The 15,998-nt window shown below is 56.9% G+C and carries 18 protein-coding genes and 1 tRNA gene; 16 read left to right on the forward strand and 3 right to left on the reverse strand.

Going from position 1 to position 15,998, the window contains the following annotated elements; genetic code table 11:
- The first annotated feature begins 503 nt into the window (after positions 1-503).
- Entirely contained in the window at positions 504-626 is a 123-nt protein-coding gene (locus ACHZBS_RS06235; protein ID WP_319405661.1) for a hypothetical protein, read from the forward strand.
- Between the two features lie 44 nt (positions 627-670).
- On the opposite strand, the gene ACHZBS_RS06240 is transcribed toward ACHZBS_RS06235, so the two are convergent.
- The 3 genes from ACHZBS_RS06240 to gltX form a co-directional block, all read right to left on the reverse strand.
- A complete protein-coding gene (locus ACHZBS_RS06240) occupies positions 671-1,156 on the reverse strand; it encodes a hypothetical protein (RefSeq protein WP_319405662.1) in 486 nt (161 codons plus the stop codon).
- A gap of 283 nt (positions 1,157-1,439) precedes the next feature.
- Positions 1,440-1,513: transfer RNA gene (locus ACHZBS_RS06245), tRNA-Gln, on the reverse strand.
- 264 nt (positions 1,514-1,777) lie between these two features.
- On the reverse strand, positions 1,778-3,187 hold the full coding sequence (gene gltX / locus ACHZBS_RS06250; RefSeq protein ID WP_319405663.1) for a glutamate--tRNA ligase: 1,410 nt from the start codon (positions 3,185-3,187) through the stop codon (positions 1,778-1,780).
- 407 nt (positions 3,188-3,594) lie between these two features.
- Here gltX and rpmF point away from each other — a divergent pair, with 407 nt between their 5' ends.
- The 15 genes from rpmF (at position 3,595) to ACHZBS_RS06325 (ending at position 15,987) form a co-directional block, all read left to right on the forward strand.
- On the forward strand, positions 3,595-3,777 hold the full coding sequence (gene rpmF, locus ACHZBS_RS06255) for a 50S ribosomal protein L32 (protein WP_319405664.1): 183 nt from the start codon (positions 3,595-3,597) through the stop codon (positions 3,775-3,777).
- Positions 3,778-3,800: 23 nt separating this feature from the next.
- Positions 3,801-5,453: an acyl-CoA dehydrogenase family protein gene (locus ACHZBS_RS06260; protein ID WP_319405665.1), complete on the forward strand. Its 1,653-nt coding sequence runs from the start codon at positions 3,801-3,803 to the stop codon at positions 5,451-5,453.
- Positions 5,450-6,196 (forward strand): 3-oxoacyl-[acyl-carrier-protein] reductase, encoded by a 747-nt coding sequence (gene fabG / locus ACHZBS_RS06265; protein ID WP_319405666.1) that lies wholly within the window; start codon positions 5,450-5,452, stop codon positions 6,194-6,196. The genes ACHZBS_RS06260 and fabG overlap by 4 nt, the downstream gene beginning before the upstream one ends.
- A 97-nt stretch (positions 6,197-6,293) precedes the next feature.
- The gene (gene acpP / locus ACHZBS_RS06270) at positions 6,294-6,521 is read left to right on the forward strand and encodes an acyl carrier protein (protein ID WP_319405667.1); all 228 of its coding nucleotides are present in this window, start codon (positions 6,294-6,296) and stop codon (positions 6,519-6,521) included.
- Between the two features lie 135 nt (positions 6,522-6,656).
- Complete coding sequence (gene fabF / locus ACHZBS_RS06275; protein ID WP_319405668.1) at positions 6,657-7,898, forward strand: beta-ketoacyl-ACP synthase II; 1,242 nt, start codon at positions 6,657-6,659, stop codon at positions 7,896-7,898.
- Between the two features lie 246 nt (positions 7,899-8,144).
- The gene (gene rpiB, locus ACHZBS_RS06280) at positions 8,145-8,597 is read left to right on the forward strand and encodes a ribose 5-phosphate isomerase B (RefSeq protein WP_319405669.1); all 453 of its coding nucleotides are present in this window, start codon (positions 8,145-8,147) and stop codon (positions 8,595-8,597) included.
- Positions 8,598-8,617: 20 nt separating this feature from the next.
- Positions 8,618-9,880 (forward strand): serine hydroxymethyltransferase, encoded by a 1,263-nt coding sequence (glyA, locus tag ACHZBS_RS06285; RefSeq protein ID WP_319405670.1) that lies wholly within the window; start codon positions 8,618-8,620, stop codon positions 9,878-9,880.
- A gap of 13 nt (positions 9,881-9,893) precedes the next feature.
- Complete coding sequence (locus ACHZBS_RS06290; protein WP_319405671.1) at positions 9,894-10,403, forward strand: dCMP deaminase family protein; 510 nt, start codon at positions 9,894-9,896, stop codon at positions 10,401-10,403.
- Between the two features lie 63 nt (positions 10,404-10,466).
- Complete coding sequence (nrdR, locus tag ACHZBS_RS06295; protein ID WP_319252498.1) at positions 10,467-10,928, forward strand: transcriptional regulator NrdR; 462 nt, start codon at positions 10,467-10,469, stop codon at positions 10,926-10,928.
- A gap of 9 nt (positions 10,929-10,937) precedes the next feature.
- Positions 10,938-12,038: a bifunctional diaminohydroxyphosphoribosylaminopyrimidine deaminase/5-amino-6-(5-phosphoribosylamino)uracil reductase RibD gene (gene ribD / locus ACHZBS_RS06300; protein ID WP_319405672.1), complete on the forward strand. Its 1,101-nt coding sequence runs from the start codon at positions 10,938-10,940 to the stop codon at positions 12,036-12,038.
- Positions 12,039-12,077: 39 nt separating this feature from the next.
- Positions 12,078-12,743 (forward strand): riboflavin synthase, encoded by a 666-nt coding sequence (locus tag ACHZBS_RS06305; RefSeq protein ID WP_319405673.1) that lies wholly within the window; start codon positions 12,078-12,080, stop codon positions 12,741-12,743.
- 264 nt (positions 12,744-13,007) lie between these two features.
- Entirely contained in the window at positions 13,008-14,234 is a 1,227-nt protein-coding gene (locus ACHZBS_RS06310; protein ID WP_319405674.1) for a bifunctional 3,4-dihydroxy-2-butanone-4-phosphate synthase/GTP cyclohydrolase II, read from the forward strand.
- Between the two features lie 18 nt (positions 14,235-14,252).
- Complete coding sequence (gene ribE / locus ACHZBS_RS06315) at positions 14,253-14,726, forward strand: 6,7-dimethyl-8-ribityllumazine synthase (protein ID WP_319405675.1); 474 nt, start codon at positions 14,253-14,255, stop codon at positions 14,724-14,726.
- Between the two features lie 2 nt (positions 14,727-14,728).
- Positions 14,729-15,169: a transcription antitermination factor NusB gene (gene nusB, locus ACHZBS_RS06320; protein WP_319405676.1), complete on the forward strand. Its 441-nt coding sequence runs from the start codon at positions 14,729-14,731 to the stop codon at positions 15,167-15,169.
- 167 nt (positions 15,170-15,336) lie between these two features.
- Positions 15,337-15,987 carry an MBL fold metallo-hydrolase gene (locus ACHZBS_RS06325; RefSeq protein ID WP_319405677.1) on the forward strand — a complete coding sequence of 217 codons (651 nt, stop codon included), beginning with the start codon at positions 15,337-15,339 and terminating at the stop codon, positions 15,985-15,987.
- Positions 15,988-15,998: the final 11 nt, after the last annotated feature.

A 15,998-nucleotide genomic window follows, 5' to 3' on the forward strand; every position in this document is an offset into this window, starting at 1 on the left:
TTACTGCAACCTAATAATTGTCACTGGTTAACTGTCAAACAGGTACTGCAACGAGCTCCCGAATCACCTCCTTTCGCTTGGGTGTTTATTTTAAATTTTCAGGTCTTCAGCGAAGGAACGAAAACCTGAAATCTCAAAATACAGAAATTCCACTTTCGAAGTTGGTTTTACAAGAGCGATCGGCGGTGACGAACCTATTGAATTTACATTACAATTTCATCAAACCGCACATATACACCTAATAATTTAGCTGATTTCTACCAGCGGCACTGACGCCTGTCAAGGGTTTTTACCGTTTCGCCACCCGTCGGGGCGTTGTTCATCGCGGCCATAAACAGCCGCGTGGCGTGCAACGCCACCATATCGTGGGGGTTTTTCCATGCCTGCCGTCATATTTGGTATGTTCCTCACTAACGGCCTGCAATTAATCGTTAAAGAAATATTTCTATATTTAATTACCTATAATTAAGCTTAACGGTGTTTCCGGGTATTGGGTACCGTTTGTGGCCGTGGTTCGTGAACAGGGAGGGGTGAGTGGCGGGGAAGCTGCCCAGAAAAGAACCGATGTCACCATCGTTTCGATTGTCGGTCTGGATACGCTTTGGAAGATGGGAGACCTGTTTTAATCTGCCCCCCGCTTAAAACCCCATGCCCGTTGGGTCGGGATACCCTACTTCGCCAGTCCCGGACGATCGTCATTTTCCGGGTTGTTGAACAGCACCTGAACCGTGTGCTGCGCTTGATCGACCTTTACGCTGCAGTTGTAGACGGTGGAATACCAGACACCGATCGTTTTGCCGTCGGGGCCGAGGATGAAGGCCCCGTAGGGTCGGTCTGAATACGCGTTGTACACGTTTCCGCTCATTTTCCTGAGGGTTTCCGGCTCCGGATAAAAGGGGATCCAGTACCGTGAAGGGACGGTATAACTGCGGTCGATGCCGATGATGGCGTAGGGCATGGTCTCCCTGCCCGCGAAGTAGTATTGAAATTCCGGTTGAACCGTTCCTGTTCGAAAATCTCGTTCCACCTGCCGGTCCAAGTTGAATCGGCCGTAATTTTTCATACACCCGGTAAGAAGCAGCATGAGGGCGACCAGGGCGACACGCATGATGATGGCAAGGTTGATCCGTGCTGGGTTGGATCCAAGAACAGACATGACGACCTCCTTTGTCTAAGAACCTCAAGAACGTCTATAGATCGGGAATATAGGCACGGACCGCAATAATAAAATCCATTCGGTTCGGCATTTATTCCTTTCGGATTTCATGCGGGAGCGGCTTCCAGCTTCTTAAAATGGTTTTTGGACGATTTTATATCGCGGCAAGATGGCACGCCTGCGGCCGACGCCAACCACCGTTGGCCTTACAGCAGGAACGTTCAGGCAATCGGCGGCATAAAAAAAGGGTTTACGACAATCGCCGTAAACCCTTGATATGCGGTGGCTGAGGGACAAGGATTTGAACCTTGATTGACGGAGTCAGAGTCCGCTGTCCTGCCATTAGACGATCCCCCAGCATCGAATGGTGCCCGTTTACACAAAAGCGGCGGGGGAGTCAAGACTTAATGTATACAGCTTGTGGGCTCCCATACGTATAGCAGCCGCACGTCGCAAAGCAATTTAATATCGGGAATCCAAAATCCCAAATAAGTCCCAATAACCAAATCTCAAAAAAGATAACCTGCCATGGGCGATCACCCTTGTTTGGGATTTCGATTTTAAAGTTTGGAATTCATTTGAAATTTGGATATTGTTTTTGGGAATTTATCTGCGCTGCAGTCAACTACCGCTCGATTCAATAAACGCCACCGCTGCCCTCAGCCTTGCCAGCACACGCTCCTTGCCCAGCACCTCGATCACTTCGAAAATGCCGGGACTCACGGTCGTGCCGGTCAGGGCCACCCGCACCGGCTGGGCGATCTTGCCGAAGCCCAAGCCCGTTTGATCCATCACCCGTTTAAAGGCGCCCTCCTGGGTCTTTTCCGCCAGATTGTCCAGTGCCTCCAACTGCTCGACTAGCAGGGCCAGCACCTTTGCCGTCTCCGACGTCAGGAACTTCTTGGACGCCTTTTCGTCGTAGGGCCGCACATCGTCCCGGTAGTAAAAATGGGCGCCGTCGGCCATCTCCACCAGGGTCTTGCTGCGGGTGTGCAGGGTGCCGATAACCCCGGCCAGGTATTCGTCATCGGCGGCATCGTATCCTTTTTTCCTGAAAAATGGCAGCACCCGGGGGGCGAGCTGCCGGACGGATGCGGCCCGGATATGGTCGGCATTCAGGGCGGTGAGCTTGTCCGTGTCGAACACGCCGGCTGACTTGCCGATGTTCTTCAGGCTGAACTTTTCCACCAGCTCCTGGCGGGTGAAGAACTCCTGATCGCCGTGGGACCACCCCAGCCGGGCCAGGTAATTGATGAAGGCATCGGGCAGGTAGCCCATGTCCCGGTAGGCGGTCACCGACATGGCACCGTGGCGTTTGCTCAGCCGGGTCTTGTCCTTTCCCAGCACCATGGGCACATGGCCGAACACGGGCAGGGGGGATTTCAGCGCCCGGTATAAAAGGATCTGCTTGGGCGTATTCATCACGTGATCGTCGCCGCGGATCACCGTATTGATGCCCATGGTGATGTCGTCCACCACGACCACGAAGTTATAGGTGGGCGTTCCGTCGCTGCGACAGATCACAAAATCGTCCTGCTCGGTGTTCTGAAAAACGATATTGCCCTTAATCACGTCTTCCACCACCGTGGTCCCGACCAGGGGGGACTTGAAACGAATCACAGCGTTGTCCGACTTTGGCAGGCCGCGTTCCCGACAGCGTCCGTCGTATTTGGGCTTGCCGCCGTCGGCCATGGCCTTCTGGCGCATGGCCTCCACCTCCTGTGGAGTGCAGGTGCAATAATAGGCATCCCCCGAGTCCAGCAGCTTCTGCAGGTACTCCCGGTAAATGTCAAATCGCTGCGTTTGAAAATAGGGTCCTTCGTCCCAGTCCAGTTCCAGCCAGTTCATGGCTTCGAAAATGGCATCCACGGATGCCTGGGTGGAACGCACCGCATCCGTATCTTCGATGCGCAAGACAAACTTGCCGTGATTTTGACGGGCGTACAGCCAGTTGAACAATGCCGTGCGAGCTCCGCCCACATGCAGGTAGCCCGTAGGGCTCGGTGGAAATCGGGTAATGATGGTTTCCATTCTGATATACCTTGTTTGAGTCGTTGATGAACGGATGGAAATGACACATCTAGCAAAATAGCAAGTTATTTGCCGGTCACGGTCATTCGGCCGCTTCCCTGGCCGACGGCAGCGGCGGGCGCTTCATCCGATAGCCGACCGCCGTTCTGTCCGTGACGAAACCTTACCCTGGCAAAAACGGTAACCACTCGTAATAACAATCAATGAAATCATGGCCGCTCGGTCCCGGCCCTTCGCCGGCCCTCTCATTATCACATCGCCACAGCCGGAACAAGGGTGCACAGGAAAAGATTTTTGGGAAAATCCTTGACATTCGTCGGCATTTTAATTACTAGAGGCGCTGTCAATCGAAAACAGGGCTGATTCTGGAATTTTTATAAATATTTTAATAGTTTAGGAGACTACTAATGGCTGTACCAAAGCACAAGACATCCAAGTCAAAACGGGATAAACGACGCACCCACAAAAAAACCGACGCCCCAGACGTGGGGACCTGCCCTGAATGCGGAGAAGCCAAACTTCCCCATCATGCCTGCCCCGAATGCGGAGAGTATAAAGGGAAAAGCGTTATCGTTAAAGACGAAGACTGATCAACCCAAAGGATAAGCCGATCATGACCGACACTGGAGCCCATCGCCCGCAGGGAGGATTGGACGAGGAGACCCGGCAGATGGTGGTCCACACCGTGCGCCAGCTGTCCAAACGCCTGCTGACCAAAAAAGCCGTCCTAGAATGGGACCGTGGCGAAATTTTCCCCGAAGCCGCCGTCCGGGAGATGCTGAGTCCGGAGATCGGGCTCCAGCTGCTGTTCATTCCCGAAGCCTACGGCGGCATGGGCGGCGGGGCCATGGACTGCTGCGTCGTCACCCGGGAGATGAGCAAGATCTGCCTGGGCGTAGGAACGGCCTTTTTCGCCATCCAGCTGGGGTCGGACCCCATCATCGTCGGCGGCACCGAGGCCCAGAAGCAGAAGTGGCTGGGCGCCGTTGCCGAGGGCCACAGCCTGGTAGCCTACGCGGTGACCGAAGCGGAGGCCGGCAGCAACCTGGCCTCCCTCAAAACCAAGGCCGAGCCGGTCATTGACGCGTCGGGAACCCTCACCGGTTACCGGATCAACGGCTCCAAGCAGTTCATCTCCACCGGGGGATATGCCGATTTCGTGACCGTCCTGGCGCAGACCCCCGAAGGCCCCACTTTTTTCGTGGTCGAAAAAGGCACGAAAGGCTTCGAGCAGCACAAGGGTGAAGAAAAGCACGGTATCCGGGCATCCAACACCTCTCCCCTGACCTTTACCGATGTATTCGTCCCCGCGGAAAACCTGATCGGCGACGTCCCCGGCAGAGGCCTCAAGCAGGCCAACCAGGTGTTCGGCTACACCCGGCTGATGGTGGCGGCCATGGCCCTGGGGGCCGGAGAGGCGGCTTTAGAGGGAATCGCCATTCCCTACGCCCACGAACGGGTGCAGTTCGGCGGGCCCCTTTCCGAGAAAAAAGGCTACACCAACAAGCTGATCGTTCCCCACTGGGTCAACCTGAAGGCGGCCGCCGCCCACATCGAAGCCATTGCCCGCCGACTGGACAGCGAAGACGAGGACCTTCAGGTGGAAGGTTCCATCGCCAAGCTCTTTACCTCCGAAGCCGCCAACCGCGCGGCGGACGATGCCATGCAAGCCCTGGGCGGGTATGGCTACATCAGCGAATTCGGCGTGGAAAAGATCAAAAGAGATGTAAAAATCACCTGTATTTACGAAGGCACCAGTGAAATCCAGCAGAACATCATATCCACCTTCCGCTGGAAGAAAACCCGCAAGACCAAAGGAGCCTTCTACGAAGCCATGGCCAGCGGATTGGACGAGCTTCACGGCGAGTGCGGTCAGGCCAGCTGCCGGACCATGGCCGCCTGCGCCCGGACGCTGAACCGCACGATTGATTTTGCCCACGAAAACCGCCTCACCCGCCACCAGCAGGTGATGTTCGCCCTGGCCGATATGATGGCCCACGTGGAAGTGGGGGAAAGCATGGCCCGACTGGCCGTGAAGCAGGCGGACGAAACCACCCTGGCCACGGCGCGGGTTTTTGCCAGCACCTGTGCCCGACTGGTAGCTGAAAAAACGCGGCTGATCGTGATGGGCAGAGATGTCGTCCCTGCCGAAACGGCGGATCAATTCCTGCAGTCGTTGGATCTGCCCGTTTTGGAGGGCAGCTACCGCGGGTTGATCGACGATATGGACCGCATCGCCGACCGGATTTTCGAGAGGACATCATGACCGAATCGGACCATCGGATTGTCGTGGTCACCGGCGGATCGCGAGGCATCGGACGGGCCATCTGCACCGCCCTGAGCGCACCGGGAACCACCGTCTATTTCAACTACAACAGCGATCGGGTTGCGGCCCAGACCACGGCCGCGGGCGTTGAAGCCGCCGGCGGCAAGGCCATCTATCACCCGGTGGACGTGGCTTCGGAAAGTGCCGTATCCGACTTCCTGGGCACCGTCCTGAAGGAATCCGGACGGATCGATGTGCTGGTGAACAACGCCGGCATCACCCGCGACGGCCTTCTGGTGCGCATGAAGGAAGCCGACTGGGACGCGGTGATGGACGTCAACCTGAAGGGAACCTTCAACTGCATGAAGGTGGCCGCCAAGGCCATGATGAAGCAGCGCTATGGGCGGATCATCAATATCTCATCGGTGGTAGGCGTTTCCGGCAACCCGGGTCAGGCCAACTACGTGGCTTCAAAAGCGGGCATCATCGGCCTGACCAAGGCCGTGGCCCGGGAACTGGCCAGCCGCAACATCACGGTGAATGCCGTTGCCCCCGGCTATATCGATACCGATATGACCGGCGATCTCGACGACAAGGCCAAGACGGCCATGATCGGCCAGATCCCCATGGGACGCATCGGCACGCCCCGGGACATCGCCGGCGTCGTCGCTTTTCTCGCCTCTGCAGCGGCGGATTACATTACCGGCCAGACCATCCATGTCAGTGGAGGCATGTATATGTGAGTATTGGGGAATTGAGAATTGGGGCACTAAGACACAGCGCCCTGAATTCCTCAATCCCTGAATTCCTCAATTTTATTATTCGTGAAAGGAGATTGTCATGTCAGTAGAAGATAAAGTCAAAAAGATCATCGCGGAGAAACTCAGTGTAGACATTGCCGAAGTGGTTCCGGAAGCCTCTTTTGTGGACGACCTCGGGGCCGACAGCCTCGACCTGGTGGAACTGATCATGTCCATGGAAGAAGAGTTCGACGTGGACATCTCCGATGAAGACGCCGAAAAGATGGTCACCGTCAAAGACGCCTTCGACTACATCAAAAACCACTAAAATTAATTCTGAATTGAGAATTTTAAATGTTGAATTAAGGATTTCTGCGTGTTTCTTTTGATGAAAGAATACCTTCATTCAAAATTAGGAATTCATAATTACTAATTGTCTATTGCCCCAGAAGGGAAGGAATCGTTGAGCAGACGGGTTGTCATTACCGGATTGGGACTCGTAACACCGCTGGGTATCGGCGTCGATGAAACCTGGTCGGCCTTGTGTGAAGGCCGGTCCGGTATTGGCCAAATCACGCGTTTCGATACCACTGAATTCACCACCAAAATCGCGGGAGAAGTAAAGAATTTCAATGCGGAGGATTTCCTTCCCAAAAAAGAGGCCAAGCGCACCGAAAGATTCATTGCCTATGCGGTCGCAGCCGCCCGGATGGCCGTTGAAAACGCCCGTCTTACTATCGATGGCACCAATAGCCCCCGCGTGGGCGTGATCACCGGATGCGGACTGGGCGGCCTGGAAATGCTGGAGTTCACCGCCCGCACCGTCCAGGAAAAAGGACCCAAACGCGTCAGTCCCTTTTTCATCCCCATGATCATCGGCAATATGGCCCCCGGAATGATCTCCATCCACCTGGGGGCCAAAGGGCCCAACATCTCCGTGGCTACCGCCTGTGCCGCCGGTGCCCACGCCATCGGCGATGCCTGCAACACCATCTTGCGGGGACAGGCGGACGCCATGATCACCGGCGGTGTTGAATCCGTCATCACCCCCACCTGCATTGCCGGTTTCAACTCCATGAAAGCGCTGTCCACCCGCAACGACGATCCCCAGAAGGCCTCACGGCCCTTTGATAGCGACCGTGACGGGTTCGTGGTGGGAGAAGGCGCCGGCATGCTGATTCTCGAAGACCTGGAGCATGCGCTCGAGCGGGGCGCAACCATCCTGGCTGAAATGGCCGGCTACGGCCAGAGCGGTGACGGCTATCATATGACCTCCCCGTCTCCGGACGGCGATGGCATGATCCGGTGCATGCAGGCCGCCATCGACAGCGCAGGCATTTCCTGTGAAGCCATCGACTACATCAACGCCCACGGCACCTCCACCCCATTGAACGATCTCTACGAAACCCGGGCAATCAAAAAGGTATTTGGCGTTGGTGCTGCAAAAGTGCCTATTTCTTCGACCAAATCCATGACCGGCCACCTGCTGGGCGGTGCCGGCGGGATCGAAACCTCGTTTACCGTTCTGGCCTTGAAAAACGGCATCATCCCGCCCACCATCAATCTGGAAAACCCCGGTGACGAATGCGATCTGGACTATGTACCCAAGGTTGCCCGCAAGGTGGACATTACCTACGCCATGTCCAATTCCTTCGGCTTCGGAGGCACCAACGCCTGCCTGGTGGTAAAGCGGTACATTCCATGAATCCCGAACAAACGGTCGGTCTGGATTCAAAGGTTCAGGGTTAATCCCCACCGATCCCTTTTCAACCGTCCTCCCACCCCGGAAATACCGGAAAATTACATTTTTAAAAGCGTAAAACATCGGGTATAAAGCCCTAACCAACCTAAACACTTCCTTTTTTTTCTTGCGGTGTTCGATGGTTCTGGATATGTAAACAGGTCAGTCCTTTTATCGATCACACGTTTTCACCGAAAGGAACCGAGGACCATGACCGAAGCACCCGGACCCCAGCGAATCATCATCGGCTGCGACCATGCGGCATACCGGCTCAAGGAGACACTCAAAACGGCATTGGAGGCGCAAGGCATCGCCGTTACCGATGTCGGCACCCACGACGAGGCGTCCATGGACTATCCGGACACCGGCAAGATCGTAGCCGAAAAGATATCCTCAGGCGAATACGAGCGGGGCATTCTCATCTGTGGCACCGGGCTGGGCATGTCCATGGTGGCCAACAAATATCCCCACGTACGCGCAGCCCTCTGCAACGACCTGTTCTCAGCCGCCATGAGCCGCCGGCACAACAACGCCAACATACTGGTCATGGGTGGCCGGGTGATCGGCGATATTCTGGCCCTGGAAATTTTGAAAACCTGGCTGAAAACCCCCTTCGAAGCAGGGCGGCATCAGCGCCGGCTGGACATGTTTGACACGATTTGAATGGAAAGTGAGCGTGCCCGTTGAATACCGACTTGATTCGAAAGACCGACCCCGAGATCGCCCGTGTCATCCAGGACGAAGCGATACGCCAGCAATCTCACCTGGAGCTGATTGCATCGGAAAATATCGCCAGCCCGGCCGTCATGGCGGCCCAGGGCAGCATCCTGACCAACAAATACGCCGAAGGCTATCCCGAAAAACGCTACTACGGGGGGTGTGAGTTCGTCGACCGGGCCGAACAACTGGCCATCGACCGGGCCCTGGCGCTGTTCGGTGCCGACAGCGCCAACGTGCAGCCCCATTCGGGCTCCCAGGCCAACATGGCCGCCTACTTTGCCCTGCTCGAACCCGGCGACACGGTGCTTGGAATGGACCTGGCCCACGGCGGCCACCTGACCCACGGTGCCAAAGTCAGCTTTTCCGGCCGGTTTTTCCACTTTTTCCACTACGGCGTCAGCCGGGAGACGGGAACCATCGACTACGACCAGGTCGAACGCCTGGCCAAACAGCACCGTCCGAAAATGATCGTGGCCGGAGCAAGCGCCTATCCCCGGTTTTTCGATTTCAAAGCGCTGTCGGAAATTGCCCGATCCATCGAGGCGCTGCTGCTGGTGGATATGGCCCACATCGCCGGACTGGTGGCGGCCGGGGTGCACCCCTCACCCATCCCCCATAGCGATGTGGTCACCTCCACCACCCACAAGACCCTGCGCGGCCCCCGCGGAGGACTGATCCTGGCCCGGGAGGCCTATGGAAAGAAAATCAACAGCCAGGTTTTCCCCGGCATTCAGGGCGGTCCGCTGATGCACGTCATCGCGGCCAAGGCCGTGGCCTTCAAGGAAGCCCTGGGCGCCCCCTTCCGACAATACCAGAAAAACATCGTAACCAATGCGGCAGCCCTGGCCGACAGCCTGAAAGATAAGGGCCTGGACCTGGTGTCAGGCGGAACGGACAACCATCTCATGCTGGTCGACCTCACCCGTCTGGGCATCACCGGCCGGGATGCGGAAGAGTCCCTGGGACGGGCCGGCATCACCGTGAACAAGAATGCCATCCCCTTCGAAACCCGCGGTCCCCATGTAACCAGCGGCATCCGCATCGGCACCCCCTTTGTGACCAGCCGGGGAATGCTGGCCGAGCAGATGAAAACCATCGGGGGGCTCGTGGACGATGTCCTGCGCAACCCGGAGAACGAAGCCCTGCTGAAAAAGACCCGGGATCGGGTGCAGGCGCTGTGTGATGCATTTCCCCTGTATCCCCAGGCATATGGCTACGGGCGGTAAAGGAACTTTTGCAATGACCCCAACCAACAAGGGAAAACGATCGGGCTATCTCTCCTGGGACGACTACTTCATGGCGGTGGCCCTGTTGTCGGCCCAGCGCAGCAAAGACCCCAGCACCCAGGTAGGGGCCTGTATCGTCAATCGCCAGAAGCGCATCGTCGGCGTCGGGTATAACGGCTTTCCCACCGGGTGTTCCGACGACACCCTGCCCTGGAACCGCGAGGGAGATTTTCTGGACACCAAATACCCTTACGTCTGCCACGCAGAGCTCAATGCCATTTTAAACAGTGTTCCCGGCAATCTTACCGGCTGTCGTATCTATACGGCTCTGTTTCCCTGTAACGAGTGCGCCAAGGTAATTATCCAGGCGGGTATCCGCGAGGTGGTCTACCTTTCTGACAAGTATGCCGGCACCGACTCCGTCCGCGCTTCCAAAAGGATGTTCGATCAGGCCGGGGTGGCCTGTCGCCAGCTGGTGCCGGCCAGTCCGGTGGTGACCATCCCCTTTACGGAAAACGGATGATGTCCGATCCGTTGCATGATAAGTCGGTTCTTCACCATTACGCAGCCACCGGGAGGGTTTTTCATGAAATGTCCATTTTGCGGAGAGCTTGACAACAAGGTTATCGATTCTCGAGTAAGCAAGGACGGCAGCGTGATCCGACGCCGGCGGGAATGCATCGACTGTACCCGGCGCTTCACCACTTACGAGCACATTGAAGAAATTCCCATCATGATCATCAAAAAGGATGGCCGCAGGGAAGTCTTCAGCCGTGAAAAAGTGGGTTCCGGGATCCGCAAAGCCTGCCAGAAGCTGGACATCAGCATGAACACCATCGAAGAGTTCATCGAAGACCTGGAACGGGACCTGAGGGAAACCGGCGAAAAGGAAATTCCCTCCCACGAAATCGGTGAGCGGGTCATGGTCAAATTGCACGAACTCAATGACATCGCCTATGTGCGCTTTGCCTCGGTGTACCGCGAATTCAAAGACGTGAACGATTTTGTGTCCGAACTCAAGCGGCTGTTGAGCCATCCGGCCAAATAATGCCAAATAATGAATGATCAGGACTACATGCAGCAGGCCTTGGACCTGGCAGAAAAGGGTCGGGGCTGGACCTCACCCAACCCCATGGTCGGGGCGGTGGTGGTCAAGGACGGTCGTGTCGTGGGCCGGGGGTATCATCAGCGGGCGGGTGGCCCCCATGCCGAGGTCAACGCCATCGATGATGCGGGTGAACGAGCCCGCGGAGCGACCATCTATGTCACCCTGGAACCGTGCAACCACGTTGGCCGCACGCCGCCGTGCACCCGTAAAATTCTCGATGCCGGTATCCGGCGCGTGGTGGTGGCCATGACCGACCCGAACCCCGGCGTCAAGGGGGGCGGCAACGGGTACCTTCGGAACCAGGGCATCGACGTGGTCACCGGCATCTGTGAAAAGGAATCCCGGACCCTCAACGAGCATTTTATCACCTGGGTCACCACCGGCAGGCCCTTCGTCATTGCCAAGTGCGCAGCCACCCTCGACGGACGAATCGCCACACGCACCGGCGATTCCCGCTGGGTCACCGGTCCGGCCTCCCGCCAGTTTGTCCATCGGCTCCGCCACGCAATCGACGGCATCATGGTAGGAGTGGAAACCGTAAAAAAAGATGACCCCAGCCTGACCACACGCCTTGACGGGCAACACGGCTCGGACCCGACGCGCATCATCCTGGACACGCATTTGTCCATCCCTCCGGAGGCAAAGATGCTGAACCAGGCGTCCGATGCTCCTACGTGGGTGGTTTGCGGGACCGATGCACCGGCAGATCGGCGGGCAGTCCTGGAGGCCGCCGGCGCTCGGGTGGTTGACGCCTCGATGAAATCGGGTCGGATCGACTTGCAGGCCCTCATGGACCTGCTGGGCGCCATGGGGATCACCAGCCTGCTGATCGAGGGCGGGGGCTCGGTCATCGGTTCAGCCTTTGCGGCCCGCATCGTAGATAAAATCTGTTTCTTTTACGCGCCGAAGATATTGGGGGGAGACGACGGGGTTCCCATTTGCCGCGGAGCGGGACCTGAAAGCATGCAGCAAAGCATCCCCGTCCACGATCTGTCGGTGATTCGATTCGACACGGATGTAATGATCCAGGGCTATCTGGAACCCCGCTGATCCATTGACAACAAGCATTTACACATTATTTTTACGGTCATGTTCACAGGAATCATCGAAGGGCTGGGCACCATCGCCGCCATCCACCCGTCCGGGCAGGGAAGCCGGTTTTCAATCACCTCGGATTTCGATCTCACGGGAACCCGCATCGGAGACAGCATTGCTGTGAACGGTGCCTGCCTGACCGCTGTGGTCCTTCAGGGGAGACGGTTTACCGTGGATGTTTCCCCCGAGACCCTGAAACGGAGTGTATTGGGCCAGATCAAGATCGGCGAACCGGTCAATCTGGAACGGGCATTGCGGCTGTCGGACCGGTTGGACGGCCATCTGGTCGCCGGCCACGTGGACGGTATCGGTATCCTGCGCGAAAGAAAAACGCTGGCCAACGCCATTGTCATCACCATCAGCGTCCCCGAGGCCCTGTCCCGGTACATGATTGAAAAAGGTTCAGTGGCCGTGGACGGCACCAGCCTCACGATCAACCGCTGCGACAGTGCCTCATTCGATGTAAGCATCATTCCCCACACGGCCGGCCTTACTACGATCGGCCTGAAAAAGGTGGGGGACGCGGTCAATATCGAAACCGACATGATCGGCAAATTCGTCGAACGCTTTGTCTTGAACCGGGATTCGGGGCACGGTAAGGCCGAGGAACCCGGTGGCGGCATCGATATGGCGATGCTGGCCAAATCCGGATTTATCTGATAATGACCCCCAGACTTAATTGGACCTGAAGGCCATCCCGGTTCCTTCGGAAACTTGAAGCCGATGCACTTTTTTGTATTGGGAAACTAACCAGTGTCCGTCCACAATATGGTATATTTTGGTTCAGGCCAAGGCCGCAGCCATGTTGAAATCACAGGCGTAATAGAACTACGTCGAGGATTTCAACAGAGTAAGAACGCCGGCATGGTCCGAAAAATGCCATTTGTGGATCGACGCTAACGAACTGCAGGAGAATGCTCCACCATGCCAAAGATTACCATCGACCAGGCCATTGAAGATATCCGCGACGGCAAAATGGTCATCCTGGTCGACGATGAAGACCGCGAGAACGAAGGCGACCTGACCATGGCGGGGGAGAAGGTGACCCCCGAAGCCATCAATTTCATGGCCAAATACGGCCGCGGCCTCATCTGCCTGTCGCTGACCGCCGAAAAATGTGCCCAGCTGAACCTGCCCATGATGGTCCAAAACAATACCAGCCCGTTTGAAACCGGATTCACCGTCTCCATCGAGGCCAAATGCGGGGTCACCACCGGTATATCCGCCGCCGACCGGGCCACCACCATCGCCGCGGCGGTGGCCGACGACGCCAAACCCGGCGACCTGACCCGACCCGGGCACATCTTTCCGCTGCGGGCCCGCAACGGCGGGGTGATGGTGCGGGTCGGACAGACCGAGGGAAGCGTGGACCTGGCCCGGCTGGCCGGCCTGAACCCATCGGGTGTGATCTGTGAGATCATGGATGAGGACGGCACCATGGCCCGCATGCCCACGCTTGAAAAATTCAGCGAGCAGCACGGCATCGGCATCTGCACCATCGCCGACCTGGTGGAGCACCGCATCCGGACGGAAAGCTTCGTTCACCGGGCTGCTGAAACGATCATCCCCACCCTTCACGGCGGCGACTTCAAAATGATCGCTTTTGAAAACGATGTGGACAACCTCACCCACATCGCCCTGGTAAAAGGGGAAATCGATCCGGAAACGCCCACCATGGTGCGGGTACACTCGGAATGTATGACCGGGGATATCTTCGGTTCCAGGCGCTGCGACTGCGGCGACCAGCTTCACAAGGCCATGGAGATGGTGGCCGCCGAAGGATCCGGGGTCATTCTCTACCTGCGCCAGGAAGGCCGGGGCATCGGCCTGATCAATAAGCTCAAGGCTTACGAACTGCAGCGATGCAAGGGCATGGACACGGTGGAGGCCAACCTGAAACTGGGATTCAAGGATGACATGCGCGATTACGGCATCGGCGCCCAGATGCTGGTGAACATCGGCGTCCGTCAGATGCGCCTTTTAACCAACAACCCCAAAAAGATGGTCGGGCTTCAGGGTTATGGGCTCAGTGTAGTCGAGCAGGTGCCCATCGAGGTTGAGCCAAACGAGCACAATCGGTGTTATCTCGAATGCAAGAAGCTTAAAATGGGCCATCTGCTCAGTTTTGACGAAACCGTAACCCATCAATAAGGAGAGGAAACCCACCCTATGCCGAATATCATCGAAGCCGGCCTGATCGCCAAGGGTAAGCGGTTCGGCATCATCGCCAGCCGTTTTAACGATTTCATTACCGACAGACTCGTTGGCGGCGCCGTGGATGCACTGACCCGCAGCGGTGCCAAAGACGCCGACATCGACATCGTCAAGGTTCCCGGTGCCTTCGAAATTCCCATGGTGGCCCAACGGATGGCCAAAAGCAAAAGATACCATGCCATCGTGTGCCTGGGGGCGGTGATTCGCGGCGCCACTCCCCATTTTGACTACGTATGCGCCGAAGCCTCCAAGGGAATCGCCCAGGTGGGCATGGAGACCCAGATTCCCGTTATCTTCGGTATCGTCACCACCGATACCATCGAACAGGCCATCGAGCGCGCCGGCACCAAAGCGGGCAACAAGGGCTGGAGTGCGGCCGTGGCCGCTATCGAGATGGCCAACCTCATGGAAACGGTGGCCAAGGGATAACCATGGGAACCCGTCGAATCTCCAGAGAACAGGCCCTGCAGGCCCTGTTTTATATGGACATGCACCGTGATCCGGTGGAGGACCCCGTCGGTCTGTTCTGCAGCTGTTTTACCCAGGACAAACCCGCAGAACCGTTTTTCCACCGTCTGGTCGACGGGGTACAGGAAAACCGCCAAAGGATCGATGCGGTGATCGAACAGTTCTCCAGCAACTGGAAACTCACCCGCATGTCCTGCGTTGATCGCAACGTACTGCGTATCGCCGTGTTCGAACTGCTCTTTTGCGCCGACATCCCGCCAAAAGTCTCGATCAACGAGGCCATCGATGTGGGTAAACGCTTCGGCACCGAAGAATCCGGCGCCTTTATCAACGGCATCCTGGACAGCATCCGGTTGGCCATGCAGGAAAACACGGTGTCCGGTGTCCCGAAGACCGCCGGATGATTCATCCTAAAAGAAAGCCGATGCCGGTTCAATTTGGGATTTAAATTTTGAACGAGGGCATGCTATCGTTTTAGCCGATAAAACAAATTCATTGATTTCAACTATTACCAATACGTTTGGTTCGCTTTTCGGATAGAATCAAACGTATTTCCGTCAGGAGGAGCACCTTGATTATCCGCCAGATGGCCTTAGGCCCCATTCAGGCAAACTGTTTTATTCTGGGATGTGAAGAAACGCGCCAGGCGGTGGTCATCGACCCTGGGGACGATAACGACCGGATCCTCGCCACCTTGGCCAAGGACCGGTTGACCGTCGTTCACATCGTCAACACCCACGGCCACTTTGATCACGTGGGCGCCAACAGGCGGCTCAAGGAGGTAACCGGCGCCGATATTCTCATCCACAGCGCCGACGCCCCCATGCTCACCCAGTTGTCGGCAGCGGCGGCGGCCTGGGGACTGGCGGCGGAAAATTCACCGACGGCGGACCGACTGTTGAAAGACGGAGATACCATCACCTTCGGCACGCACACCCTGACGGTGCTCCACACCCCCGGCCATACCCCCGGCGGCATCTGCCTCTATATTGAATACACCCATGCGGGTGCTCCGAAAAAGGCAATCTTTGTAGGCGATACCCTGTTTGCCGGCTCCATCGGCAGAACCGATTTTCCGGGCGGCAATTTCGATACCCTGATCAACAGCATCCAAACCAGGCTCTTTTCCCTGGAAGACGAAGTCAAGGTTTATCCGGGTCACATGGGCAACACCACCATCGGCGTTGAAAAACGAACCAACCCGTTCTGCGGTATGGGATAACCCCAAAATGG

This window comes from uncultured Desulfosarcina sp. (assembly GCF_963664155.2).
GTDB lineage: Bacteria > Desulfobacterota > Desulfobacteria > Desulfobacterales > Desulfosarcinaceae > Desulfosarcina.